The organism is Rhodococcus sp. 14-1411-2a, from assembly GCF_002259485.1.
Taxonomy (GTDB): domain Bacteria; phylum Actinomycetota; class Actinomycetes; order Mycobacteriales; family Mycobacteriaceae; genus Rhodococcoides.
The window spans coordinates 128,214-153,858 of the sequence record NZ_NPGA01000003.1 but is presented as its reverse complement, the minus strand read 5'-3'; the positions used below and the strand labels follow the sequence as shown (position 1 = coordinate 153,858).

Below are 25,645 nucleotides of genomic sequence, written 5' to 3'. Positions count from 1 at the left end.
CCGATGCCCGCCCCAGTGGGCATCGGTGTCCAAACCTTACGACATCGCGGCGACAAGCAATCGCCCGTCGGGATCTGCCGGTGACGCAGCGCCGCTGTCAGGCAGGAACCAGGTCACTCACCTGTGCAAGCAACTCGAACGAGCGAAGCCACGATGCGCGATCGGACACACCGGACGCGACGATCAGCTCGTCCGCTCCCGTGCGTTCGGCGAAACGGTCGAGGTAGTCCTTCACCATGTCCGGCGTGCCGACGGCCGAGTACTTGGTCATCTTGGAGATCTGTTGGCCCGCAGGCGCTTCGAGGACCATGTCGGCTTCCTCGTCGGTGAAGGTCCGGCCGCGGCCGAGCAGGAGGCTGACGCGGCTGCGCTTGGTGCGGAGGAACTGGGCCTGTGCGTCGGCCAGAGAATCGGCCGCGATCACGTTGACGCCCACGATCAGGTGCGGCTCGGACAATTGAGCGGACGGGCGGAAGTCACGTCGGTAGATCTCGACGGCCTGCTCGAGGGCGTCGGGTGCGAAGTGCGAGGCGAAGGCATAGGGCAGGCCGAGTGCAGCGGCGAGCTGTGCGCCGAAGAGCGACGACCCCAGGATGTACAGCGGTACCTCGGTACCTGCGCCGGGAGTCGCGCTCACTCCGGGGATCAGAGACTCCTCCGACAGATAGCCCTGCAGTTCCTGGACATCCTGCGGAAAGCGATCGGCCGACGCGGGATCGCGTCGCATCGCCCGCATCGTCACCTGGTCACTGCCGGGTGCGCGGCCCAGCCCCAGATCGATCCGTCCCGGGTACAGCGTCGCCAAGGTGCCGAACTGCTCGGCGATGGTCAGCGGCGCGTGATTGGGAAGCATGATCCCGCCGGATCCGAGCCGGATGCGCTCGGTGTGGGCAGCGACGTGCGCGATGAGCACCGACGTGGCCGACGACGCGATCGTCTTCATGTTGTGGTGCTCGGCGTACCAGATGCGTCGGTATCCCCAGTTCTCGGCATGCTGAGCGAGGGTGACGCTTGCATCGAAGCTGTCGCGGACTGTTTCGCCCTCGCCCACATGAGCGAGATCGAGGATGGACAGGGGTACGGACACGGTTGGGGCCAGCCTTTCGTTCGTCGAGCACGCGGCAGAAGAGCCGCATTCGATTGCAACGGCGTCGGGCAGCGTTCTATTTCTCGTCGGACGTACCGGTGGTCATGTCCGTCCGGGGCGGCGGCGACTGTGGACCGCCCGGTCTTCGATGCGTTAACCTGTCGTCCTGCAGCCTCGGGGGGAGGCTGCCGCGATGCAGTTCTGGGGGCGTGGCCGTGGGGGCGGATCTATGAGTACCGTGCGCTTCGTTCGCGGTGCCCGACGGGAAGTGCCTCGATCTCCTGGCGGGGAAGTGACCTTGCAGCCGCCGCCCGAGATCCCACGCGCGGTGCCGGGAAACCTGCTGATGAAGCTGATGCCGCTGGTGATGGTTGCCGCGATGGTCGGGATGGTCGCGCTGATGTTCACCTCCGGGGCAGCGGCGAACCCGATGATGTTGATGTTTCCGGCCATGATGCTGATGTCCATGGTGGGGATGTTGGCCGGCGGCGGGAAGTCCGGCGGGGCGCGCACCGCCGAGGCCAACGAGGACCGCAAGGATTACCTCCGCTATCTCGATCAGCTCCGCCGCGACGTCGCGGAAACCGAACGCGCGCAGCGCCGAGCCCTCGAATGGAGCCACCCGGGCCCCGATACGTTGTGGTCGGTCGCCGGAACCGAGCGCATGTGGGAACGGCGACTGTCGGATCCGGATTTCGCTCACGTCCGAGTCGGCCTGGGGGATCAGCGGCTTGCCACTCGACTGGTTCCGCCCGAGACCGGGCCCGTGGAGGAACTCGAACCGGTTTCGGCGGTGTCCCTGCGTCGATTCGTGCGGGCGCATTCGGTGGTGCCCGCACTGCCGACCGCGGTGTCACTGAGGGGGTTCGCGGCGCTGTCCGTCGCGGGCGACCGGGACGGTGCCCGCGCGATGGTGCGCGCGATGTTGGCCTCGCTGTGCACCTTTCACGGTCCCGACCACGTCGCGGTCGCGATCGTCTGTGGTCCGGACACCGTGCAGCAGTGGGAATGGGCCAAGTGGCTTCCACACACTCAGCACGACGTTCTGCGCGACGGGGCCGGGTCCGCTCGGATGATCTTCGGTAGTTTCCTCGAACTCGAGGGTGCGCTGGGCGACGTGCTGAGTGTGCGGAATCGATTTGCGCGTGGAGCGGTGCCGGTTGCCGGCGTCGTGCAGTTGGTGATCGTGGTGGACGGCGGGCTTCTCGACAACCGTTCGACCGATCTCACCGACGCGGGCCTCGATTCCGTCACGATCATCGATCTGTCCGGCCTGTGCCCACGACTGGCTGCATCGCGTGGAATCCAGCTGTTCGCCGAGAACGGGTCGATCGGAGCGGTCAGCGGCACCACGGTCGAGGTGTTCGCCGTCGCGGATTCGATGAGCACCACGCAAGCACACGCCGTTGCGCGACGCCTGTCGCCGTACCGCGCGCCGTCGCCCTCGTCGGTCGTCGATGTGGTCGACGACGGCGGAGTCCGGATTTCGGGGTGGAACAGCCTGGTCGGTATCGCGGATGTGGGCGCACTCGACACGGATCGAGCGTGGACGATGCGCCGCGGACGCGAGAGGCTGCGGGTACCGATCGGTGTCGCCCCCGACGGAAGTGCCGTCGAGATCGACCTGAAGGAATCGGCCGAGAACGGCATGGGACCGCACGGATTGTGCATCGGGGCAACGGGTTCCGGTAAATCCGAGTTTCTCCGCACGCTGGTGCTCGGCTTGGTGTCGACTCACTCGCCGGAACAGCTGAACCTGGTGCTCGTCGACTTCAAGGGTGGCGCGACGTTCGCGGGTCTCGAATCGGCACCGCACGTGGCCGCGGTCATCACCAACCTGTCCGAGGACTTGGCGTTGGTGGATCGAATGCGCGACGCGTTGGCCGGTGAAATGAACCGGCGGCAGGAGTCTCTACGCTCGGCAGGCAACTTCGCGAACGTCTCCGACTACGAGAGGGCGCGCGCCGGGGGAGCGGATCTGGCACCGATGCCCGCCCTGTTCGTGGTGGTCGACGAGTTCTCGGAATTGCTCAGTCAGCAACCCGAATTCGCCGAGTTGTTCGTCGCGATCGGTCGGCTCGGGCGTTCGCTGCACATGCACCTTCTGCTCGCCAGCCAGCGGCTCGAAGAAGGAAAACTACGCGGTCTCGACAGTCACCTGTCGTACCGAATCGGTCTGAAGACGTTCTCCGCGAACGAGTCTCGTTCGGTGCTCGGGGTTCCGGACGCGTATCACCTTCCCGCTCAGCCGGGTGCGGGCTATCTCAAGTGCGATTCGGCCGAGATCGTCAGGTTCGCTGCGGCATACGTCTCCGGTCCTTACTCGCCGCCGCGTTCCGGTCCTGGCGCGCGGCCCTCGATCGGCGGTGACATCAGGCCGAAGCCCTTCACCGCCTACGCGGTACCACTCGATTCCATCGATGTCGGCCGGATCGAGGCTGCCACTGCGCCGGCAGCAGAACCGGATCCGGTCGACTCCGAGAGCACCGGTGCGACGGTGCTCGACGTTGTCGTCGGACGAATTCGGGGTCGGGGAACGCCGGCCCACGAGGTGTGGTTGCCGCCGTTGGACACCGCACCGACATTGAACCGGTTGCTGCCCGCTTCGGTTCTGACCGAGAGGATCGGTCCGCTCAGCACCCTCCGCGCCCCGATCGGAATCATCGACCGGCCTTTCGATCAGCGCCGCGATCTACTGACCGTCGATCTGTCCGGTGCTGCGGGCCACGTCGCCATCGTCGGTGCCCCGCAATCGGGTAAGTCGACGGCGCTTCGGTCGTTGATCCTGGCTCTCGCGATGACGCACTCGCCCGCGCAGGTCCAGTTCTACTGCTTGGATTTCGGCGGCGGAACGCTGGCCGGGTTGGCCGATCTGCCGCATGTCGGATCGGTGGCCAACCGGCTCGACGTCGATCTGGTTCGGCGGACCGTGGCCGAAGTCGCCGGCGTCGTTCGGCAGCGAGAGAGGACGTTCCGGGATCGCGGGATCGACTCGATGGCCGAGTTCCGACGGCGACGTGCAACGCATTCCGTCGACCCGGAGGATCGATTCGGCGACGTCTTTCTCGTCATCGACGGTTGGCCGTCGATCAGGTCCGATTTCGAGAGTCTCGAACAGCAGATCGCCACCTTGACGACGCAGGGCCTCGCCTTCGGTCTGCATCTGATCCTCACCGCATCGCGGTGGGCGGAAGTTCGGCCCGCGACCAAGGACCTGATCGGCACCCGATTGGAACTGCGACTCGGTGACCCGTCGGATTCGGACATGGGTCGCGCCAAGGCGGCGAGCGTTCCCGAGGGGCGGCCGGGCCGGGGCATGACCAGGGACGGACTGCATCTACTGATCGCACTTCCGCGAGTGGACGACGTCTGTTCCGTCGACGACCTGTCTCGCGCAGTCGGTGAGTCGGTCGCCGCGATCGCGGCTGCATCTGCGGGAACTCCAGCGTCGCCGGTGCGGATGCTGCCGGAGCTGCTCGAACGATCAGCGGTGCTCGATCAGCTCGGTGATGCGTGGCCACGAACCCGTGGCGGCATCCCAGAGCTCGCAGTTCCCATCGGCATCGACGAGGCCGAATTGGCACCGGTGAAGGTCGATTTCGCGGAGAATCCACATTTCGTGGTGTTCGGTGACAGCGAGTGCGGCAAGACTTCCTTGTTGCGTGGAATCTGTCGATCGCTCGTCGAGGCGAACTCGCCCGACAGCGTCAAACTCATCGTCGCGGACTACCGCCGCACTCTGCTCGGCACCGTCGATTCCGAGCATCTGGCCGGGTACGCGGCCTCGCAGGCGACGCTGACGGCCATGCTCGTCGACCTCGCCGGCCGCATGGCCGATCGCATGCCAGGAGCGGACGTGACCCAGCAACAGCTTCGCGAGCGGTCGTGGTGGAACGGCCCCGAGGTGTTCGTCGTCGTCGACGATTACGACCTGGTTGCCACGTCGTCGGGAAATCCGTTGGCCCCGTTGGTGGAACACCTTCCTCATGCGCGGGACATCGGGTTGCACGTCATCGTGGCGCGTCGTTCGGGCGGCGCAGGCCGGGCGCTGTTCGACCCGGTGATCGGACGGTTGCGCGATCTGGTGACGCCGGGACTGGTCATGAGCGGAAGCCGCGACGAGGGGAACCTGCTCGGGACGGTCCGTCCCAGTGCCATGCCACCCGGACGCGGGGTCTTCGTCGACCGCTCCGGCCAGTCGCTCGTCCAGCTCGGACATTCGAGTTGACGGGCCACTCGTGGCGTTATGCCGCAGTGTATCTGGGCTACACGGAAATTTCCGTCGTCGCCACGGGCGCAGCCTTCGAGGGTCCGAGAGAGAGCGTCGGATCGGCGTTCGCCACCGAGGAGGGTGGCCGATTGGTGTTCGGCCGGGGCGCAGCCGAAGACGAGATACCGCCGCTGCTGTGCATCGACGATGCGTCGATCCCGGTCGGGACCACGGTGTGGGATCGAGAGGCGGTGTTCCACGGAATCGTGTGGTCGGCCCTGCGCGGTGCCGGCGTACACGACCGACTCGACGTGCTGGAGATCGCGTATCCGTCGACCTGGGGCGAGGAACGTGTGGGCATCGTTCGTGCAATGTTCGCGACCTCGGCAAACGAGGTGGTGCTCGTGGAGACGGCCGAGGCCGCCGTTGCGTCCTCGGGTGAACGGGCACCGTCGGCCGCGGTGGTCGTCGAAGTCGGAGCTCTCGATACGTCCGTCGTCGTGCTCGACGAGTCGGGGGCGCACGGCGGAGACACCGGCGCGATCCTTCCGTTCGGCATCGGTGACGACGATGCGTGGCGACGAGCGGTCGGGGACTACGTTCGGTCGTCGATCACGCGCTGCCCCGATGAGGTGTACGTGGTGGGGGCGCCCATCGGAGCGGATCCCGTCGTCGATCACCCCACGCAATGGCTGACCGGTCTCGATGTCGCCGGATCGCTGTACCGGCGAGCCGGGGCGGATCTCGTCCCGGCACCGTCGGTACGTGCCGCGACGACGCGATCGGCGGCATGGCTCGACGACGTCGCCGCACCGCCGCGGTCCCGGGAGAAACGACGTCGCCCTTTGCTCGCAGCCGTGGGTGCCGTGGCGGCGATCCTCGTGTTCGTCTGCGCAGCTGTGTATTTCGCCGGACAGTCTCCGATGGAGCCGGATGGGACTGCAGCACAACCGTTCTCGCCGGTCGTGGCCCCGAGCGCTACATCCTCGTCCGTAGCCGCACCGCTACCGACCACGACAGCCGACGCGCCACCGCCGGTCGAGACGGTCACCTTCGTGTCCGGCCGGGTGTCGATGCAGTTGCCCAGCACCTGGACGAAGCTGGACGACCCCGACCGCATGGTGCTGATTCCACCGACCCCGCCCGAGCGTCGGATCGTCGTCACCGTGGCGGACCTGTTGCCGGGCTCGACGCAGGAGCAGGTCGCTGCCGAGCTCCGGTCGGCCATCGATGCCCGTGGGCCGGATTCGACCATCGGATCTCTCGAATCCACACGAGATTTCGGCGGCCGCGTCGGAATCGCCTACACCGAGCGGCCGATCGACGATTCGACGGTGCTGTGGCGGGTGTTCGTCGAATCCGACCTGCAGGTCAGCCTCGGTTGTCAGTTCGAGGGAGACGACGCGACGGTGATCGACGCCGAATGCGGGCAGGCGACGCAGACGTTGGACATCGTTCCGGCCTCGTGAGAGCGGCCCACATTTTTCACGCACGGCCGGAACCGAATCGAGGGGTCGTTGCGTCCAAGGAGATGTAGGGGAGTGAGCGGGCCGACAGTGGCCTCTCGGTCGAGCAGCACGTGCGCCGCGGGTGCAGGTGAATCGAGTATCGAAGACAAGGAGTCGAAGTGGGATATCCAGGGGGACCGGAATCTACGGGTTCGTCGAGCGGCGTCACGGTCACGCCGCAGGAGCTCATGGCTGCCGGAGCCACGATCGAAGGCCTGAGCGTGTCGATCAACGCGTCCAATTCGGCCGTTCGCTCGATCGTCGAGCAGACCGCCGAGGCGTGGGTCGGCAAGGCGGGCAAATCGTTTCAGGACGTGATGGCCCAGTGGGACACCAGTGCGCAGAAGATGCGCAGTGCGCTCGAACAGATCTCCGCGGACATCAAGACCAACGGCCACGGCTACTCGGACGCCGACGACGACAACGTGTCGGCCGTGAACCAGGTGGCCGGATCCCTGAACTCGGGACTGTCCTCGTTCAAGTGACGCCGCATCCGGTGACCACACGACAACTCACACGACCACGCTCGACCAAGGAGACCGATCCGATATGAAATACGACTTCGCGCAGATCGCGGCGCTGACAGAGGCGATGAACAAGCAGGCGAACGTGACCAAGGACCTCCTCGGTGACGTGGACAGCACCGCGAAGCGGCTCTACCAGTCGTGGGAGGGCGACGCGATGACGTCCTACTACGAGCTGCAGCGTCAGTGGAATTCTGCATCCGACGAGCTCAACCTCATTCTGTCGAGCCTCGTCGCAGCCGCCCGCACCGGCGGCGAGACGATGCACGGCGTCGAGATGGCCAACAAGGCGCGGATGGCTCGCTGACCGGTCTCGACACCACGCATCTGCCCCGACCGAGCACATCGGTCGGGGCAGACGTCGTTTCGTCGCATGCCGGTGCGTCGCGGTGTCTACTGGAGTGGTGACGGACTTCGCAGCAGCACTCGGGACGGAGCGGTCGCGCTCCCTGCATCGTCTCGAGTCGCTTCGTGGCGAACTCGCTTCGGTGATCGAGGGATCGCGGCTCACCACCGACGACGACGAGCACGATCCCGAGGGATCGACGATCGCGTTCGAGCGGGCGAAGATCGCGGCGCTGATCACCGACACCGAATCCGAGATACGCGAGATCGGTGCGGCGTTGTCGCGGCTCACGGCCGGGACGTACGGCTTCTGCGAGCGGTGCGGTGGTGAGATTCCGGCGATCCGGCTCAAGGCGCTGCCCGCTGCCCGTCGGTGCGTGCAGTGTGTGCGCCTGCGCTGACGGCGGAGGCGTTTTGACCTGGGCGTCCGCTCCCGGTATCGTTCCCCGTTGGCGTGTATGGGCTCGCCACGTATTCACGTGCGTATCGAGCTCTTGTCCTCGGGTCTCAACTGGCCGCCGAGGGCATCCACACGTCTTGGCCAGCAGCGACATCATGAAGACAGGAATTTTCTGTGTCTACTTACGCCCCGAAGGCCGGGGACACCACCCGGACGTGGCATGTGATCGACGCCACGGACGTCGTGCTCGGACGCCTCGCCGTCCAGGCCGCGACACTGCTCCGCGGTAAGCACAAGCCCACCTACGCACCCAACGTCGATGGCGGCGACTTCGTCGTCATCATCAACGCCGAGAAGGTTGCCATCAGCGGCAACAAGCTCGACGGCAAGTTCCACCACCACCACTCCGGCCATCCGGGCGGTCTGAAGTCGCGCTCGACCCGTCAGGTCCTCGAGAGCAACCCCGATCGTCTCGTGGAGAAGGCCGTCGTCGGCATGATCCCCAAGAACAAGCTCGGTAGTGCCATCGCGAGCAAGCTGAAGGTCTACGCGGGACCGAACCACCCGCACGCCGCTCAGCAGCCCGTTCCGTTCGAGATCAAGCAGGTGTCCCAGTGACGGCGCCGGAGGGAAATGACGTGACGTCGCAGGAGAACATCGAAGAGATCGCCGCCGACGAGTTCGTGGCAGTCGAAGATCCCGAGGTCGTCTCGGACATCGAAGCCGCAGCCGCTCCGGCCCCGATCGTGTTCGATCGCCCGATCCAGACTGTCGGTCGCCGTAAGGAAGCCGTCGCTCGTGTTCGGTTGTCCTCGGGCACCGGCGGATTCAAGCTCAACGGCCGCACCCTCGAGGATTACTTCCCGAACAAGGTGCACCAGCAGCTGATCAAGGCTCCTCTCGTTCTGGTGGACCGCGCGGAGTCCTTCGACATCGTCGCATTGCTGCACGGTGGCGGACCGTCGGGACAGGCAGGCGCACTGCGTCTGGCCATCTCGCGCGCACTGATCGAACTCGCACCCGACGATCGCCCGCCGCTCAAGGCCGCGGGCTACCTCACCCGTGACGCGCGTGCAGTCGAGCGCAAGAAGTACGGCCTGAAGAAGGCCCGTAAGGCGTCGCAGTACTCCAAGCGCTGACGCGTCTTACCCGTTTCATCCTCGAGGGCAGGCATCCAGCAGTATCGGACGCCTGCCCTCGAGGCGTTTCCCACCACATTCTCTCCGCTCGAAGGGTTCTTGGTTCATGGCGCGATTGTTCGGCACCGACGGAGTTCGCGGACTGGCAGGCGGGGTTCTGACCGCAGAACTGGCGTTGAGAATCGCGCGAGCCGCAGCCGCCGTGTTGGCACCGAACGTCGGCGGCGTCAGACGTGTGGCAGTGGTCGGTCGTGATCCGCGTATCAGTGGGGCGATGCTGAGCGCAGCCGTGTCCGCGGGACTGACCGCATCGGGGGTCGACGTGATCGACGTCGGAGTTCTCCCGACGCCTGCGGTTGCCTACCTCACCGCCGAATACGACGCGGCGCTCGGCGTGATGATCTCGGCGTCGCACAATGCGATGCCCGACAACGGAATCAAGATCTTCGCCGCGGGCGGGCACAAGCTGGACGACGACGTCGAAGACCGGATAGAAGCTGCCCTCGATCCCGAGGGGCGCTCTTCGAACGACAGGCAGCCCTACGACGCCACCGGTGCCGCGATCGGCCGCATCGACGTCGCGCGCGACGCGGCAGCCCGCTACACCGAGCATCTCGCTTCGTCGGTGTCGCATCGACTCGACGGCGTGACCGTCGTGGTGGATTGCTCGCACGGTGCCGCCTCTGTCGTCGGGCCCGAGATCTACCGACGGGCCGGTGCGACGGTCGTGGCGATCAATGCAGAACCCGACGGCATCAACATCAACGACGGGTGCGGGTCGACGCACCTGGAGGGATTGCAGAAGGCCGTCGTGGAGCACGGTGCCGACCTCGGTATCGCGCACGACGGAGACGCCGACCGTTGTCTTGCCGTCGATGCGTCGGGTTCCGTGGTGGACGGCGACGCGATCATGACGGTGTTGGCCATCGCGATGCACGACGCCGGTCACCTGACCGACGACACGTTGGTCGCAACGGTGATGAGCAACCTCGGTCTGCACATTGCGATGCGCGAGGCCGGAATCACGTTGCGTACCACGGCGGTCGGAGATCGATACGTGCTCGAGGAGTTGCGCCGCGGCGGGTTCGCGCTCGGGGGTGAGCAGAGTGGACACGTCGTGCTGCCCGCAGTCGGAACGACCGGAGACGGAATTGCCACTGCCCTGCGACTGATGGAGCGGATGGCGCAGACCGGGCGGTCCCTCGCGGACCTGGCGTCGGCGATGCAGACACTGCCGCAGGTGCTGATCAACGTCCGTGTGTCGGACAAAGCCGCGGTGGCGTCGGCACCGTCGGTGTCGGACGCCGTCGCGTCGGCCGAGCGCGAACTCGGGGAATCTGGTCGAGTTCTGTTGCGCCCCAGCGGTACCGAACAGTTGGTGCGGGTGATGGTGGAAGCGTCCGAACTCGACGTCGCGACCCGGCTCGCCGAAGAGCTGGCGGGCCGGGTCGCGTCGGTGTGACGTTTCTCAGGCGGTCAGTTCGCGCAGCGCGGTCAGCTGCGCGACGCGGCCTGCGGTGTTCTCGGCGAGCGGCGCGACATTGAGAGTGGTGACACCCGCTTCGGCGAAGGCTGCGACCCGCTCCTTGACGAAGCTTTCCGGGCCGATGAGATTGACCGCGCGCGCGAGCTCGTCGGGAACTGCCGCGGCGGCCTCCTCCTTCTTGCCGGCCAGGTAGAGGTCCTGGATCTTCTCGGCCTCGGCCTCGTATCCGTATCGCTGGGCCAGGGAGTTGTAGAAGTTCTTGCCCTTGGCTCCCATGCCGCCGATGTACAGCGCCAGATGTGGCTTGACCCAGGGGAGGTACTTCTCCGCGTCCTCGCCGATCGCCAGCGTCGGACTTGCGAAGACCTGGAGTTCGCCGAGTGACGGGTCACGCTTGGCCTTGCCTGCTGCGAGGGAATCGCCCCACACGTCGGCGGCCTTCTCCGGGAAGTAGAAGATGGGCTGCCAGCCTTCGGCGATTTCGGCGGTGAGTTCGACGTTCTTGGGGCCCAGTGCGGCAATGACGACCGGAATACGATCGCGCACAGGGTGATTGATCAACTTGAGCGGCTTGCCCAGACCGGTTCCCTGGTCGGCCGGCAGCGGGATCTGATAGTGCTTGCCCTGATACTGCACCTTCTCGCGACGCCAGACCTGGCGGCAGATCTCGATGACCTCGCGGGTTCGGGCGATCGGTGCGTCGTACTTGACGCCGTGGAAGCCCTCGACGACCTGCGGTCCCGATGCGCCGAGCCCGAGCACGAACCGGCCCTCGGAGACGTAGTCGAGACCGGCGGCGGTCATGGCGGTCAGTGACGGTGTCCTGGTGTAGATCTGGAAGATGCCGGACGCGATCTTGATCGTGCTCGTCTTGGCCGCGAGGAATCCGAGTTGGCTGACGGCGTCGAACGAGTAGGCCTCGGGCACGAAAATGATGTCGAGACCTGCCTTCTCGAGCTCGGCGACCTCGGCAACGGTCTCGTTGAAACCACCGCTGTAGTTCAGCATCGTTCCGATGTGCATGGGACTCCTCGTTCGGTGAGTAGCTGGTGCAGCCACTTCAGGTACCTGTTACGGACATTTCACATCGGGACGTTACCGCTCCCTGGGGAACCGATGTGAGTCGGCGCACGTCATAGTGAGAAAGGGGTACTCGGAGGGGGAACGGGAACGTATGAGCGACGGAGTTCGGGTGGACGCGGACCGGGTTCGCGGGGTGGCAGATGCATTGGTGTCGTCGGCGGAAGTGCTCGGTGACGCCGCCGATTCCGTTGCCGACGCAGGCTTCGGCGCAGCCGGGGCCGGACGGAACTACGGTGACCTGGGCGCTGCGTACTCCCAGGCGTACCTGGGGCTCGGGCGTGCCGTCGGGGCATGGCGGTCCGCGGTCGACGACATTGCCGATGCCCTCACCACCGCGATGAACGAGTACGAGCAACAGGACGACGCCACCGCGTACGCGATCGAGTCACCCCGGTGACACCTCCTTCGGCCTCGTCCGGTGACAGGGCGTCGATCGACGAGATTCTCGATGCGAACGCAGAAGGCTTGCTGTATTTCGAGCGGTTCCTGCCGCTGGTCGGCCGTGTCCCGGGCGTCGAGGTTCCGCAGTATCAGGACATGTGCGCCAGGTACGACGAGCAGCGTGGGCTGAACCTCGGTGCGCTCGGACACGATGCAGACGCCGTGGGGACGGTGTCCGCAGTACTCGCCGATCAACTCGAGGAGCAGATTCAGCTTCGTAGAGTCCTGCAGTTGCGTTGGCACGGTGACGCCGGGCAGGCCGTGCAGACCTATCTGTCGGCCGAACAGCAAAAGGCTTCCCAGTTCCTCGCGTCGATCGAAGATTCTCACCAGACGATGTGTGCGGCCGTCGACGTTCTCCGTGACGCAGTGACCGACAAGGCCGAGCTCGTCGGCGGCCTCGACATCGACCTGGTGGACGGTAAGGACGTCGGCCAGATCGATGCGATTCTGCTTGCGTCGGGAATCGAGTGCCTGCCGGTCGATCGAGAGTCGGTGTTCCCACGATTGGCGTCTGCGTTCGAGGATCTGAACGACGGTGTGCGCAGCGGCGATGTCTCCGACGAGTTCGCTGCCGAGGTGACCGAACGCTGCGGGCGCTGGATCGACACCGAGTTCGTTCCGCGCGTACAGGGCGCGTGCGAGGCCGTCCTCGCAGCATGCAGCGCCACGGACACCGCCGTCAGAGACTGTCTGAAGTTGGTGGTGGACATTCTGGGCAGTGTCCACGAGCCTTCGTTCGGCGGACTCGACGAGCGCAGTTGGGCACTCGAGCCCGGTACAGCAGTGCCGTGGACGGGGCCCGACAGCTCTTCGGTAGACCCGACTCCTGCCGGGATCGGTTCCACGCCTGCCGGTTCCGGAGCCGGAACAGCTTTCGGGCCCGCAGCTGTCGGGCCGCCAGCGGTCGGACCCGCCGCTGTCGGCCCGGCCGTCTCGCCACCCGGCGGCAACGCACTCGCCGGATCGGACAGCGTGGATCCGGCCGAATCCCTGATCGCCGACGGTCGTGTCGTCGATCGATTGGGGGACTCTCTGGACGGACTCGTGGATCGAGTCGTCGCCGAGATCGTCGACCGTGTCGACGACGCGCTGGCCGAGACGATCGACAGTGGAGATCTCCAGGGCTCAGGCGATACCGCACTCGACAGCCGGACAGGTGACGAGAACACCGAGGAAGCTTCTCCGGACGTGAGCGGCGACCGGCCACCCGAGTCGGACCCGTTGCCGCAGCCCGGGCAGTCGTGGCCCGCGGCCGGCGACGAGCGCGGCCATCTCGAGGCCGAGCTCGACGGGCATCGCGCCCGCATCGCACTCGAACACGACGGCACGGTGTCTGTCGAACTGGAGACTCCTGGACTCGGAACTCGCTCGTTCGAGCTCGGAATCGAACCGCTCGGCCTACCTCAGATCGTCGAGGTCCCCGGTGTCGTCGACGCGGTGGACGGACCGGCCCCGGCTGCAGCGGTGCCGTCCGAATTGAAACCCCCGTCCGAACCGGCACCCACGGCAGAACCGGCACCCACGGCCGAATCCGTCGCAGCGGCGGAACCGGTGTTATCCGCCGAACCCGTGCCGGCTGCCGAACCGGCACCCACATCCGAATTCGACTCGGATGCATCGGTGCAGTGCACGCCTGAGTCACCCGACATCGAGCAGCCTGCTGTGCAGCATCCGGTGGTTGCGGATCGACCGGTCACCGATCCGCAACCCGCCGACATCGGTAGCGGTGCGGGCCTCAGTGAAGCAGGGGAGCTGTGAGCACCGACAGTGGGTGGCGTCGGGAGTTGCATCGAATACGAGACCAGCACCGAATCGCGATGGGGCGGGCGGCGGAGGCGTTGAGTCGGGCGCAGGCTCCGGCAATGGACCGAGGAGCACGGAGTTCGGCCGAGGCGAGCGGAGCGGATTTCGACGTAGAGCCAGGGTCGGGATCGGTGCTGCAACCGGCTCACCTGGACCGTCGCGAACCCACGCCGCACGTCGAGACCGAACCCGACGGACGGCCGAGGTCCTGGCTGGTCTGACGACAGCCGGGACTAGCCCCGTCCGAGCAGCGCCTTGATCGACGCGGACGCCTTGGGCTTGGGCTGCGCGTCGAGAGGCGCGTGTGGATCGACAGCTCGGGTGCCGTCGATCTCGCCGGTCGATCCGGCCAGTTCCTCGTAGTCGGAGTCACCGGTCAGATGGAACAGCAGGAAGGCCGTCAGGACGGCGCGGGTGCGCTGCTGAGTCTTGCGGTCGGGCTTGTTGATGCCCAGTGCGCCGAGTATCCGGCGGCCCTCGACGAAACCGTCCGCCGTCGAGCCGTCGATTCGGCGCAGGACAGTCGGGCCGTTCCAGGCCTGGGCGAGCGCGAGCGAGTTGTCGGTGAGCGAATCGGCGTTCGAGTTGTCTCCGACGACGAGTCCCGGCACGGAAAGGCCGGCTGCGGCGTCCTCGGACGAGGGCGCAGTCGGTGCGGGGAACAGCGCGGCGACGGCCTTGATGTCCGATCGTCGGGAGGCGGCGAGCACTGCGGTGCCTGCCCCCATCGCGTGGCCCGCCGTGGCGAGTTTGTCCGGATGCACGCTGATGTTGCCTGGGCCCAGTCGCACGCCCGTCATGATGTCGAGCACAGTGCCCAGATCGGTGGCGAGTCCGCGGTGTGAGGGCACGAGACCGCGCTCGGTGTCCGGTGCCGCAACCACGATGCCCCAGGACGCGAGATGCTTCAGGGTGTCGGTGTAATGACTGGGACGCAGCATCCAGCCGTGTGCGAAGGCGACGCCGGGCAGGCCGTAACCCTCGGCTGGGGTGTAGACGACACCGGGTTGCCCGGCGAGGGCCAGGTCGCCTCGCAGCACCTTGTGCGGGCCGCGCTTGGAGAGAGCAGATGCCAGCTTCTTCGGTTTCGCCACGAGAGATGACGCTACCGAACCGCGGCCCGTCAGGGGGACACCGGACACGTCAACCTGAGCGAATGGGTCGTGCGCGCCCCGCCGAGTACCCTGATTGTCCATGTGCGGAATCGTGGGTTACGTCGGCCACCGCCCAGCTCTGGGTGTGGTGGTCGAAGCGCTTCGGCGTATGGAATATCGGGGTTACGACTCCGCGGGCATCGCCATTCTCGACGGTGCAGGAGCGACAGCCGTCGAGCGCAAGGCGGGTCGACTGGCGAATCTCGAAGCCGAACTGGACGACATCGGTACCGATACGTTCGTCGGCACCACCGGAATGGGTCACACCCGGTGGGCGACACACGGCCGTCCCACCGACCGCAACGCCCATCCGCATCGGGACACGTCCGGAACGGTCGCGGTGGTGCACAACGGCATCATCGAGAACTTCGGACCGCTGCGTGCCGAACTGGAAGCGGTCGGGATCGAGTTCCTCTCCGATACCGACACCGAGGTCGCGGTGCACCTGGTCTCGCGGGCTTACGCCGATGGCCCGACCGCGGGCGATTTCGTGGCCAGCGCGAAAGCAGTTCTGCGTCGTCTCGAGGGTGCGTTCACCCTGGTGTTCACCCATTCCGATCATGCGGACACGATCGTCGCGGCGCGCCGCTCCACGCCGTTGGTTCTCGGCGTCGGCGAGGGTGAGATGTTCCTGGGGTCCGACGTCGCTGCGTTCATCGAGCACACCCGCAACGCCGTCGAACTCGGCCAGGATCAGGTCGTCGTCATCACCGCCGACGGCTACGACATCAGCGATTTCGAGGGCAACGAGGCGCAGGGGCGTCCGTTCCGAATCGATTGGGATCTGGCAGCCGCCGAGAAGGGCGGCCACGACTACTTCATGCTCAAGGAGATCCAGGAGCAGCCCGCCGCGGTGGCGGACACGTTGCTCGGCCACTTCGACAACGGTCGAATCGTGCTCGACGAGCAGCGACTGTCGGATCAGGAGCTGCGCGACGTCGACAAGGTGTTCGTCGTGGCCTGCGGTAGCGCGTACCACTCGGGCCTGCTCGCCAAGTACGCGATCGAGCACTGGACTCGGCTTCCGGTCGAGGTGGAACTGGCCAGCGAATTCCGCTATCGCGACCCGGTACTCGATCGATCGACCCTGGTCGTCGCCATCTCGCAGTCCGGCGAGACTGCGGACACTCTCGAAGCAGTTCGGCACGCCAAGGATCAGAAGGCCCGGGTTCTCGCGGTGTGCAACACCAACGGATCGCAGATTCCGCGTGAGGCCGACGCCGTGCTCTACACGCGTGCCGGTCCGGAGATCGGCGTCGCGTCGACCAAGGCCTTTCTCGCGCAGGTGACCGCGAACTATCTGGTCGGGTTGGCGTTGGCGCAGGCTCGCGGCACCAAGTATCCCGACGAGGTTGCGCGTGAATTCGCCGAACTCGAAGCGATGCCCGAGTTGGTGCAGAGGGTGCTCGAGACGGTCGAACCGGTTCGGGCACTGGCACGAGAGCTCTCGACGGCCACGACCATTCTGTTCCTCGGCCGACACGTCGGGTACCCGGTTGCGCTCGAAGGCGCGCTCAAGCTCAAGGAACTCGCGTACATGCACGCGGAGGGTTTCGCAGCGGGCGAGCTCAAGCACGGTCCGATCGCGCTGATCGAGGACGGTGTCCCGGTGATCATCGTGATGCCGTCGCCGAAGGGTCGTGCGGTGTTGCACTCGAAGATGCTGAGCAACATTCGCGAGATTCAAGCGCGTGGTGCACGAACGGTCGTCATCGCCGAAGAAGGAGACGAGGCCGTTCGGCCTTTCGCCGACGATCTCATCGAGATCCCGGCAGCCTCGACGCTGTTGCAGCCCCTTCTGTCGACGATTCCGCTGCAGGTGTTCGCCGCCGAGGTTGCGCAGGCGCGCGGCTACGACGTGGACAAGCCGCGCAACCTGGCCAAGTCCGTCACCGTCGAGTAGCGCTCGGCATGCGTGGTTACTACACACCCGAGCAGATTCGGAATGCGGAAGCGCCGCTGCTGAACTCGTTGCCCAACGGTGTTCTCATGCGGCGCGCCGCGTACGGCTTGGCGACCGTCGTGGCCGGCGAACTGGCTGCGCGCACGGGCGGCGTCGCCGGACGGCGTGTGACGATTCTGGTGGGCACGGGCGACAACGGCGGAGACGGTCTGTGGGCGGGGACATATCTGCGTCGCCGCGGTGTCTCGGTGTCGGCACTCCTGCTCGACCCGACGCGGGCGCACGCGGAAGGTCTTGCAGCCCTGCGAGCGTCGGGCGGACGAGTGGTGACTCGGTGCGGACCTACCGACATCGTGGTCGACGCCATCGTGGGAATTTCCGGCAAGGGTCCGTTGCGGCCCGATGCGGCTGCGGTGGTCGAGCAGATCACCGCACCGATCGTGGCCGTGGACATTCCCAGCGGAGTCGACGCGGAGACCGGTGCCGCACCGGGGCCGGCCGTGACCGCCGACGTGACGGTGACGTTCGGAGCGCGCAAGCCCGTGCATGTACTGGCCGTACCTCGTTGTGGCCGAATCGAACTCGTGGACATCGGCCTCGAGCTGCCCGCGCCGGCGATGGCGTCGCTCGAGCCGGCCGACGTAGGACGGGTGTGGCCGATTCCCACGGCCGCGGACGACAAGTACTCGCAGGGCGTGGTGGGTGTTTTGGCAGGCAGCGCCACGTTCCCCGGTGCCGCACTGCTCTGTGTAGGCGCGGCTGTTGCGGCCACCTCCGGGATGGTCCGCTACGTGGGAAGTGCAGGCACAGAGGTCGTGTCTCACTGTCCGGAGGTCGTTGCCGCCCCGGATCTCGACACGGCCGGGAGGGTGCAGGCGTGGGTGGTCGGTCCCGGTTTCGGCACCGACGAGGATTCGGCGGAGATCGTGCGTCGAGTTCTGGACACGGACCTGCCGGTGGTCGTCGATGCGGATGCGCTCACTGTCCTCGCACAGAACGAACGCTGGGTTGCCGGACGCGCCGCACCGACTTTGCTGACCCCGCATGCCGGAGAATTCGCCCGCCTGACCGGATCCGACCCCGCACCCGACCGAGTGGGATCGGTTCGAGATCTCGCCGCGCGTTGGGGCGTCACCGTTCTGCTCAAGGGACGGGCGACGATCGTGGCCGATGCGGACGGCACCACGTTCGTCAGCGATGCCGGAGGATCGGCCGCGTCGACCGCCGGCTCGGGCGACGTACTGTCGGGCATTCTCGGGGCCCTGCTCGCGTCGGGAATGGCACCGTCCACGGCGGCTGCCTGCGGAGCGAAGGTCCACGCCCTGGCCGCCGCCCGTGCGGCTCACGGGTCCGGTGGAGAGTTCGCGGCACCCATTTCTGCGAGCCCACTGTGTGAGGCCATTCCCGACGCGATCCGAATTGTGCGCTCACTCCCAACGTGACCGTGGTCGTGCGTGGCCCACGTCCGACACCAGGTGTGTCACGACTTGTGGCACCCTGATCCGTCGTATCGGCGGCCCGGATGGCACTATCGAATGTTGTGAGTATCGGCTGCGACGACGAGAGGACCGATCCTCGGACGGGTTCGGGCGCTGTGGCGTCCGTCGACCTCGACGCAGTGGCTCACAACGTCCACATGTTGCAGCAGTTCGCCGGGGACGCCGCAGTGATGGCGGTCGTCAAGGCCGACGGATACAACCACGGTGCCGTCGAAGTCGCACGCGCCGCAGTGGCAGCGGGGGCGCAGGAGCTCGGCGTCACCACCATCGGCGAGGCCCTCGAACTCCGGGCAGCGGGAATCACGGTCCCGGTGCTGGCGTGGTTGCATCGAACGGATTCGGACTTCGCTGCGGCAATCGCCGGGCAGGTGGGGATCGCAGTGTCCACGGCCGCCCAGCTCGATGCCGTGGTCGACGCCGCGCGCCGAGTCGGCCGAACCGCTGATCTCACGCTCAAGATCGACACCGGGCTCAACCGCAACGGGGTCGCGGAAGCCGATCTCGACGACGTGCTCGACACGACGGCGGTTGCCGTCGCGGAGGGCAGTGTTAGGTTGACCGGAATGTTCTCGCACTTGGCATGCGCCGACGAGCCGGGACACCCGGCCAACGATGCCCAGGCGGAGCGGCTTCGAGACGCCGTGCGGCGCGCTACCCGCCGCGGAACACCTCCCGCCGTCGTGCATCTGTCCAACTCGGCTGCCACCTTGACCAGACCCGATCTCGGTTTCGACATGGTCCGCCCGGGTATTGCTCTGTACGGCTTGTCGCCGGTACCCGAGCTGGGGACATACGGGCTACGCCCGGTCCTGACGCTCTCGGCGCAGGTGGCGAACATCAAGAAGGTGAGCGAAGGTGAATCGGTGTCCTACGGCTACACCTGGACCGCTCCCGCAGACACCGTGGTCGCACTCGTCGCTCTCGGTTACGCCGACGGTGTCGTTCGCCGCCTCAGTGGGCGGTTCGGTGTGACCATCGGAGGTCGCCGCTATCCCTCGGTGGGGCGCGTGTGCATGGATCAATTCGTCGTCGACCTCGGTGGCGGCGGCTCGGGTGTCGCGGTCGGCGACGAGGCGCTACTGTTCGGGCCAGGGGACAGGGGAGAAGCGCACGCTCAGGATTGGGCGGATGCGCTCGACACAATCAGCTACGAGGTCGTCACCGGCATTCGTGGACGTGTTCGACGACGGTTCGTCGCCGCGCACTCAGGGGAGGCGACGAAATAGATCATGCTCGGATTGCTGCAGAGTATTGCAATTGTGGTGCGCGAGACGGCGTTCCGGTCCAACAAGGATCCGCTGGCCACCGAGAATCTCGACCTGATGGATGCCGACCGAGGCAGTATCGTCACCGCGGACGACGGCGTGCCGCTCGCGGTTCGCGAAGTCGGTCCCTCGGATGCCGAACTGACCGTGATATTCGTACACGGTTACTGCCTTCGCACGTCGTCGTGGCATTTCCAACGACGTGCACTCGAACAGCAATGGGGTTCGACGGTCCGCATGGTCTTCTACGACCAGCGCGGTCACGGGCGGTCGGGAGTACCGAGCCCGGAGAGTTGCACCATCGGTCAACTCGGCCTCGATCTCGATGCGGTGATTCGCTCGGTGGTACCCAAGGGCCGCATCGTTCTGGTGGGGCACTCGATGGGCGGAATGTCGATCCTGTCGATGGCGCGGCAACGATCGGACGTGCTGCGTCAGCGTGTCATCGGCGCAGTCCTGATCTCGACGACAGCTGCCGGTCTCGCGCAATCCGGGGTGGGCCGAAGTCTGCAGAATCCGGCCGTCGACGCGTTCCGGCTCGCGGTGCGGACGTCGCCCGGCTTCGTGCAGTTCGGTCGCGGAGCTGTGCGCGCACTCATCTCACCGGTACTGCGCGCGGCGTCTTACGGCACCAGGGTGTCCCCACGACTGGTGGCATTCTCCCAGTCGATGATCGACGACACGTCCGTCGTCACGATCGTCAATTTCCTCGAGACGCTCGAGTTGCACGACGAGTCCGAGGCCTTGCTGGAATTCGAGAACATTCCGGTATCGGTCGTGTGTGGCGACGAGGATTGGATCATTCCGTTCGCGAGCTCGGAGGCTCTGGCTCAGGCCCTGCCGCGTTCGGAGATGGTGCGTGTGCGCCAGGGCGGGCACCTGGTTCAACTCGAATTTCCGGAACAGGTCAACGGTGCGATCGCGCGCCTCGTGGCACGGGCAACGGAGGCCGCGGGCAAGAAGCGGCGGTGGGGCGTTGTCTGACGAGCCGCTGATCTTGCCGGTGGACGTCGAATTGGCCACTGCCGCAGACACTGCCGAGTTCGGCGCACGGCTTGCGGACGTTCTGGTCGCCGGCGATCTGGTGATTCTCGACGGCCCGCTCGGGGCCGGAAAGACAGCCATGACGAAGGGGATTGCGGCCGGACTCGGTGTGCAGGGCCGCGTCACCTCGCCGACGTTCGTGATCGCCCGTGAGCACCGGGCCGGGTCGCGGCCCCACGGTCTGCCGCCGGTTACGCTCGTCCACGTCGATGCGTATCGGCTGGGGATGACGGGGCAGTCGGCGCTCGACGAACTCGATGCCCTCGACCTCGATACCGACCTCACGGACGCCGTGGTCGTGGTCGAGTGGGGTGAGGGATTGGTCGAGAAGCTGACTGACGGCCATGTGTCGGTTCATCTGACGCGTGACCCGGACTCCGACGTTCGACGCGCTACGGCACGCCGCGTGGAATCGGTGGTCACGCCGCAGCACTGAGCCCGGCCGGCTGTGCACGACGGCAGTGAGTCGGCATGCGAGCGTGCGGGTAATCTGAAACATCGTGCTTGTACTTGCCGTCGACACCTCGACCCCCGCCGTCACCGCAGGTGTGGTGAGTCTGACCGAGTCCGCCGTCGGTGCAGTGGCCACGACGCTCGCCACGCGGGTTCGGGTGGACGCGCGATCGCATGCAGAAATACTCACCCCCAACATCCTCGAGTGCCTGTCCGAGGCGCAGATCACCGCCGCCGATCTCGGTGCCGTCGTCGTCGGCGTCGGTCCAGGGCCCTACACCGGCTTACGGGTGGGAATGGCGACGGCAGCGGCCTTCGGTGACGCACTCGGTCTTCCGGTGTTCGGCGTCTGTAGTCTCGACGCCATTGCCTCGGATGTCTCCGAACCCGGGTCCCTGTTGGTGGTGACCGATGCGCGTCGACGCGAAATCTATTGGGCGCGTTACGAAGCGGGAGTGCGAGTCGCGGGACCCGACGTCGTGGCCCCGGCCGAACTGGACCGTGTGGGAGTCGACGCGGTCGCCGGATCGGCACCGCATGCTGCGGCATTCGAGCTTCCGGTTCATGATGTGCAGGCACCGTCTCCGGCCGGACTGGTCGCGGTGGCCGCCGCCGATATCGGCAGCGGGATCGTGCCCGGCCCGCTCGTCCCGTTGTACCTGCGCCGCCCCGACGCCAAGACGCTCGACGAGCGAGCCGCAGCGAAGGCTCCGAAGTGACCGTGTCGATCGAGTCGATGACGGCGGCGGATGCTGCTCGGTGCGCGTATCTCGAGACCGTGCTGTTCCCGGGTGACGACCCGTGGGCCGAGGATGCATTCATCGCGGAATTGGCCGCGCCACACAATCATTACGTCACCGCGCGAGAGAACGACGAGGTCGTCGGCTACGCAGGCATCTCGCTGCTGGGGCAGCCGAGCCGCGGAGCGTTCGTCGTCGGTGAGTCCGAGGTGCACACCATCGGAGTCGATCCGTCGCATCACCGCAGGGGAATCGGCGGGCGATTGCTCGACGAACTGCTGCGCGTGGCCGACGAGCACGGTGGGCCGGTCTTTCTCGAGGTCCGCACCGACAACGAGCCCGCCATCGAGCTGTACCGACGCGAAGGGTTCCAGATCGTGGGCACCAGGGCCGGGTACTACCAGCCGAGCGGGGCCGACGCCTTCACCATGCGTCGGCCCCAGAACACGAAAGGATCAGCCCGATGATCGTCATGGGTATCGAAAGTTCCTGCGACGAAACAGGAGTCGGGATCGTCCGCTGGGGCGGAGCGGGGACGTGCGAACTGATGGCCGACGAGGTCGCCTCCAGCGTCGACGAACACGCGCGGTACGGCGGAGTGGTGCCCGAGGTGGCGTCGCGCGCACATCTCGAAGCGATCGTGCCGACCATGCGGCGGGCTCTGGCGGCCGCGGACATCGAGCGGCCCGACGCCGTCGCGGTGACGATCGGGCCGGGGCTGGCCGGGGCGTTGCTGGTCGGGGTTGCCGCTGCGAAGGCGTACGCCGCGGCCTGGGGCGTGCCCTTCTATGCGGTCAACCATCTCGGTGGCCACGTCGCGGTCGATACGCTCGAGCACGGCCCGATGCCGTCGTGCGTGGCGCTGTTGGTCTCCGGAGGTCACACTCATCTGCTGCACGTCGACGATCTGTCCCGGCCGATCGCCGAGCTCGGGACCACGGTCGACGACGCAGCGGGGGAGGCCTTCGACAAGGTTGCGCGGCTCCTCGGATTGGGATACCCGGGTGGCCCGGCACTCGATGATGCTGCGCGCGAGGGCGATCCGGCTGCGATCGCGTTTCCCCGAGGCATGACCGGCCCACGCGATGCCCGTTACGACTTCTCCTTCTCCGGGGTCAAGACGGCCGTCGCTCGATTCGTCGAGGCCAGACAACGTGCGGGGGATCCGATTCCTGTCGCAGACATCGCGGCGTCCTTCCAGGAATCCGTCGCCGATGTCCTGACGATGAAGGCCGTTCGCGCGGCAACCGACGTCGATGTCGACACGATCGTGCTGGGTGGGGGTGCCACCGCCAACTCTCGCATTCGTTCGCTGATCGAAAGTCGCTGTACAGAGCAGGGTTTGACGCTGAGAATTCCGAAGCCGCGACTGTGTACCGACAACGGCGTGATGATCGCCGCACTGGGTGCCCACCTCGTTGCAGGCGGAGCCGAGCCGTCGGCGTTGACCGCTGTGACCGACCCCGGCCTCTCGGTCGCGACCAGTCAGGTGCCTGGCTGAGCGTCCTGCGTTGCGGCTGTGGTCTCGGACGAACGCGGAACCGACGGCTCGGCTGCCGACAGTGGCTCGGTCGGGGATCCGGACGCCGCGGGAGCTGCGACCGGCGGCGACCATACCGTCGGTGGTGCCGTCAGTTCCGGGGTGGGTTCCGAACCGCTGACATCGGTGGTGGGCACGGTGATCGACTCGGTCGGCACCGGAGTGAACTCGGGTGTGACCTCGGGTGTGACCTCGGTAGTGGGCTCGGGCGTCGGGCCGGGAACGATCTCGGTCGTGTCGCTCGGGTCCGAGGACTCGATCGGTTCGGAGGGTCGAACCGGAGTCGTGGTGACCGAGGTCGGCGGCTCGATCGGGATCCCGGTGGTGGCATCGGGGGACGACGGGTTCGTGGTGGGGTCGATCGGCCACTCGATCCGCGGGAGGTCCGGTGCGGGACGCAGTGTCGGGGTACTGGTCGGCGGAGCGGTCGTGGTGAACCGCGCCGACGACCCGGTGGCGTCCACCGAGGTCGCCGTGGGGTCGGATGGATCCCCGGGGGTGCGTCCTGCTGTCGTCTGATCCTCGTCGGGGGAGTAGCCCCCGGTGGCCGGCGCACCGGTATCGCTGGATTCGGTCGCGGATCGCGCGGTACTTCCGGCCGGAGAGACGCTGGCATCGTCGGCAGGCGTCATCGTCTGCACGCCGTAGGCGAGAACGAGACCACCTGCGACGACGGCGGCCGCGATCGCACCGGAGTATCGACTCATCCGGGTCGCGGTGTTGCGCGTGGCCGAGACGAGTTGGTAGCCGCCGCCGTCGGCAGATGCGGCAACGGAGGCAGCGCCGACGGCAAGAACCGCGTCGGGCTCGGACATTCGAACGACCGGGGCGTGGAACATGTCGGTGAGCGTGGCGGCGAGCAGGGGGATGTGCGCCCCTCCACCGATCAGCACGATGACCTCGGGTTCGTGAGTGCTCTCGTCGAACACTCCTCGTACGAACTCGGCTGCGGTGCCGAAGATCGGGGTCGCGGCGGTGTCGAATGCGTCCCGGGTGACCGTCAGCGGGATTCCGCTGTAACGCGCGATGCTGACTTCGTCCGAGTGGGACAGCTGTTCCTTGACCGATCGGTACCGCGCGGACCCGATTCCGCGGTCGTCGCGGATGTCGTCCCGAAGGTTGTCACGGGTCATGTCCTGCACGAGGTTCCGGACGAGCACGTTGATGGCGTCGCCGCCGACGGCGTCCGATCGGCCGTGCGCCAGTACCTTGTCGGTGGTCCGATCGGTGACGGTGACCGACATGCCCGAGGCACCGAGATCGACCAGCGCGATCGTGTCGTATCGATCGATGAGGCCGGTGGTCGCCAGATGCGCGGACGCGGCAGCGGATTCGGGCACCAGTCGAACATCGCGGGTGGTGTGGGCCAGCGCTGCGCGAATTCCCGCAGCGTGCTCCTCGGTGCGGTAGGTGACGGCGATCGCGTCGGGGGTCCGGTGACCGGGAATCAGAGAGGCCATGAGTTCGATGGCCGAGGTGACCAGATCACCGATGTCGGTGTTCGCTTGGCGATCGGTGGATACGGTGCGGTATTCGACCGTGCGACTACCGTCGGTGTCGACGGTGACGAGGGCTGCGCACACGACCTCGGATCCGGTGGATATACCCACGCCTACTCGCATGCTGCACCTCCCGCCCCTGTGTACCTGTCCGGAATCGACTGCTCTGTGTGCCATGTCGCGGCACGGCTGTCGACCGTTATCGCTCGGACAGCTCCGTTATCGTAACGTTACTTCGTGCCTCATCGCGAGCGCGATATGCCGCTCGGTAGGTTCTTCGGTGAAAGTTCATAGCCTTCTACCTGGTCTTTCGATGGCTTCGCGGACGCCGGTAAAACAGCGGGAAACGACTCCGGTGTTCGGCGTTTCGGGTCCTGATTCGCCCGTTTTCGGATTTTTGCGGTGGTGCAGGAGGGCGCGTGCGCACGCGCGCGACCCACGTGTCACGAACCTGGCGAACCCAGCCCTTGAGTGCTGGCACTCTCGTGTATAGAGTGCTAGTTGGCACCGAGCGAAGTC

Annotated in this window: 23 protein-coding genes; 19 read left to right on the top strand and 4 right to left on the bottom strand. The window is 66.5% G+C overall.

From position 1 onward, the window contains the following. Positions 1 to 97: 97 nt before the first annotated feature. Entirely contained in the window at positions 98 to 1,087 is a 990-nt protein-coding gene (locus CH291_RS00800; protein ID WP_094686470.1) for an LLM class flavin-dependent oxidoreductase, read from the bottom strand. A gap of 229 nt (positions 1,088 to 1,316) precedes the next feature. Here CH291_RS00800 and eccCa point away from each other — a divergent pair, with 229 nt between their 5' ends. From eccCa to glmM, 8 genes are all read left to right on the top strand, one after another. After that, positions 1,317 to 5,315, top strand: coding sequence for a type VII secretion protein EccCa (eccCa, locus tag CH291_RS00795; RefSeq protein WP_094686469.1), 3,999 nt, complete (start codon positions 1,317 to 1,319; stop codon positions 5,313 to 5,315). Then, positions 5,312 to 6,766: a type VII secretion-associated protein gene (locus CH291_RS00790; RefSeq protein WP_143536573.1), complete on the top strand. Its 1,455-nt coding sequence runs from the start codon at positions 5,312 to 5,314 to the stop codon at positions 6,764 to 6,766. Before eccCa ends, CH291_RS00790 begins: the two co-directional genes overlap by 4 nt. Positions 6,767 to 6,924: 158 nt before the next feature. Next, a complete protein-coding gene (locus CH291_RS00785) occupies positions 6,925 to 7,290 on the top strand; it encodes a WXG100 family type VII secretion target (protein ID WP_094686468.1) in 366 nt (121 codons plus the stop codon). A 64-nt stretch (positions 7,291 to 7,354) separates the two neighbouring features. Continuing rightward, positions 7,355 to 7,636, top strand: coding sequence for a WXG100 family type VII secretion target (locus CH291_RS00780; RefSeq protein WP_068051312.1), 282 nt, complete (start codon positions 7,355 to 7,357; stop codon positions 7,634 to 7,636). 97 nt (positions 7,637 to 7,733) lie between these two features. Further along, complete coding sequence (locus tag CH291_RS00775; protein WP_094686501.1) at positions 7,734 to 8,075, top strand: TraR/DksA family transcriptional regulator; 342 nt, start codon at positions 7,734 to 7,736, stop codon at positions 8,073 to 8,075. A gap of 173 nt (positions 8,076 to 8,248) precedes the next feature. Continuing rightward, positions 8,249 to 8,692, top strand: a complete 444-nt coding sequence (gene rplM, locus CH291_RS00770) for a 50S ribosomal protein L13 (RefSeq protein ID WP_037188282.1) — start codon at positions 8,249 to 8,251, stop codon at positions 8,690 to 8,692. Continuing rightward, on the top strand, positions 8,689 to 9,213 hold the full coding sequence (gene rpsI / locus CH291_RS00765) for a 30S ribosomal protein S9 (RefSeq protein ID WP_032397516.1): 525 nt from the start codon (positions 8,689 to 8,691) through the stop codon (positions 9,211 to 9,213). Before rplM ends, rpsI begins: the two co-directional genes overlap by 4 nt. A gap of 106 nt (positions 9,214 to 9,319) precedes the next feature. After that, entirely contained in the window at positions 9,320 to 10,675 is a 1,356-nt protein-coding gene (glmM, locus tag CH291_RS00760) for a phosphoglucosamine mutase (protein WP_094686467.1), read from the top strand. A gap of 6 nt (positions 10,676 to 10,681) precedes the next feature. Here glmM and CH291_RS00755 read toward each other — a convergent pair whose 3' ends face one another. Further along, entirely contained in the window at positions 10,682 to 11,722 is a 1,041-nt protein-coding gene (locus CH291_RS00755) for an LLM class F420-dependent oxidoreductase (protein ID WP_037188278.1), read from the bottom strand. A gap of 151 nt (positions 11,723 to 11,873) precedes the next feature. Here CH291_RS00755 and CH291_RS00750 point away from each other — a divergent pair, with 151 nt between their 5' ends. The 3 genes from CH291_RS00750 to CH291_RS00740 are packed head-to-tail and all read left to right on the top strand — an operon-like array spanning position 11,874 to position 14,250. After that, positions 11,874 to 12,179 carry a type VII secretion target gene (locus CH291_RS00750; protein WP_094639145.1) on the top strand — a complete coding sequence of 102 codons (306 nt, stop codon included), beginning with the start codon at positions 11,874 to 11,876 and terminating at the stop codon, positions 12,177 to 12,179. Next, positions 12,176 to 13,984: a hypothetical protein gene (locus CH291_RS00745; protein WP_094686466.1), complete on the top strand. Its 1,809-nt coding sequence runs from the start codon at positions 12,176 to 12,178 to the stop codon at positions 13,982 to 13,984. Before CH291_RS00750 ends, CH291_RS00745 begins: the two co-directional genes overlap by 4 nt. Next, positions 13,981 to 14,250 (top strand): hypothetical protein, encoded by a 270-nt coding sequence (locus CH291_RS00740; protein ID WP_141215276.1) that lies wholly within the window; start codon positions 13,981 to 13,983, stop codon positions 14,248 to 14,250. The genes CH291_RS00745 and CH291_RS00740 overlap by 4 nt, the downstream gene beginning before the upstream one ends. Before the next feature lie 12 nt (positions 14,251 to 14,262). On the opposite strand, the gene CH291_RS00735 is transcribed toward CH291_RS00740, so the two are convergent. Beyond that, complete coding sequence (locus CH291_RS00735) at positions 14,263 to 15,123, bottom strand: dienelactone hydrolase family protein (RefSeq protein ID WP_094639190.1); 861 nt, start codon at positions 15,121 to 15,123, stop codon at positions 14,263 to 14,265. 100 nt (positions 15,124 to 15,223) lie between these two features. On the opposite strand from CH291_RS00735, the gene glmS reads away from it, so the two are divergent. The 8 genes from glmS to tsaD all read left to right on the top strand — a co-directional run bounded on the left by glmS (position 15,224) and on the right by tsaD (position 23,588). Continuing rightward, entirely contained in the window at positions 15,224 to 17,086 is a 1,863-nt protein-coding gene (gene glmS / locus CH291_RS00730; protein WP_094686465.1) for a glutamine--fructose-6-phosphate transaminase (isomerizing), read from the top strand. Positions 17,087 to 17,094: 8 nt separating this feature from the next. Further along, positions 17,095 to 18,528, top strand: coding sequence for an NAD(P)H-hydrate dehydratase (locus tag CH291_RS00725; RefSeq protein ID WP_094686464.1), 1,434 nt, complete (start codon positions 17,095 to 17,097; stop codon positions 18,526 to 18,528). Positions 18,529 to 18,608: 80 nt separating this feature from the next. Next, positions 18,609 to 19,811 carry an alanine racemase gene (alr, locus tag CH291_RS00720; RefSeq protein ID WP_179276409.1) on the top strand — a complete coding sequence of 401 codons (1,203 nt, stop codon included), beginning with the start codon at positions 18,609 to 18,611 and terminating at the stop codon, positions 19,809 to 19,811. A gap of 3 nt (positions 19,812 to 19,814) precedes the next feature. Continuing rightward, complete coding sequence (locus CH291_RS00715) at positions 19,815 to 20,834, top strand: alpha/beta fold hydrolase (RefSeq protein WP_094639149.1); 1,020 nt, start codon at positions 19,815 to 19,817, stop codon at positions 20,832 to 20,834. After that, entirely contained in the window at positions 20,827 to 21,330 is a 504-nt protein-coding gene (tsaE, locus tag CH291_RS00710) for a tRNA (adenosine(37)-N6)-threonylcarbamoyltransferase complex ATPase subunit type 1 TsaE (RefSeq protein ID WP_094686463.1), read from the top strand. The genes CH291_RS00715 and tsaE overlap by 8 nt, the downstream gene beginning before the upstream one ends. 64 nt (positions 21,331 to 21,394) lie before the next feature. Then, a complete protein-coding gene (gene tsaB, locus CH291_RS00705) occupies positions 21,395 to 22,066 on the top strand; it encodes a tRNA (adenosine(37)-N6)-threonylcarbamoyltransferase complex dimerization subunit type 1 TsaB (protein ID WP_094639151.1) in 672 nt (223 codons plus the stop codon). Further along, positions 22,063 to 22,554 carry a ribosomal protein S18-alanine N-acetyltransferase gene (rimI, locus tag CH291_RS00700; protein WP_094639152.1) on the top strand — a complete coding sequence of 164 codons (492 nt, stop codon included), beginning with the start codon at positions 22,063 to 22,065 and terminating at the stop codon, positions 22,552 to 22,554. The genes tsaB and rimI overlap by 4 nt, the downstream gene beginning before the upstream one ends. Next, positions 22,551 to 23,588 carry a tRNA (adenosine(37)-N6)-threonylcarbamoyltransferase complex transferase subunit TsaD gene (tsaD, locus tag CH291_RS00695; RefSeq protein ID WP_094639153.1) on the top strand — a complete coding sequence of 346 codons (1,038 nt, stop codon included), beginning with the start codon at positions 22,551 to 22,553 and terminating at the stop codon, positions 23,586 to 23,588. Before rimI ends, tsaD begins: the two co-directional genes overlap by 4 nt. Here the strand turns inward: tsaD and CH291_RS00690 are convergent. Further along, positions 23,573 to 25,249, bottom strand: a complete 1,677-nt coding sequence (locus tag CH291_RS00690) for an Hsp70 family protein (protein WP_094686462.1) — start codon at positions 25,247 to 25,249, stop codon at positions 23,573 to 23,575. The genes tsaD and CH291_RS00690 overlap by 16 nt on opposite strands. Positions 25,250 to 25,645: the final 396 nt, after the last annotated feature.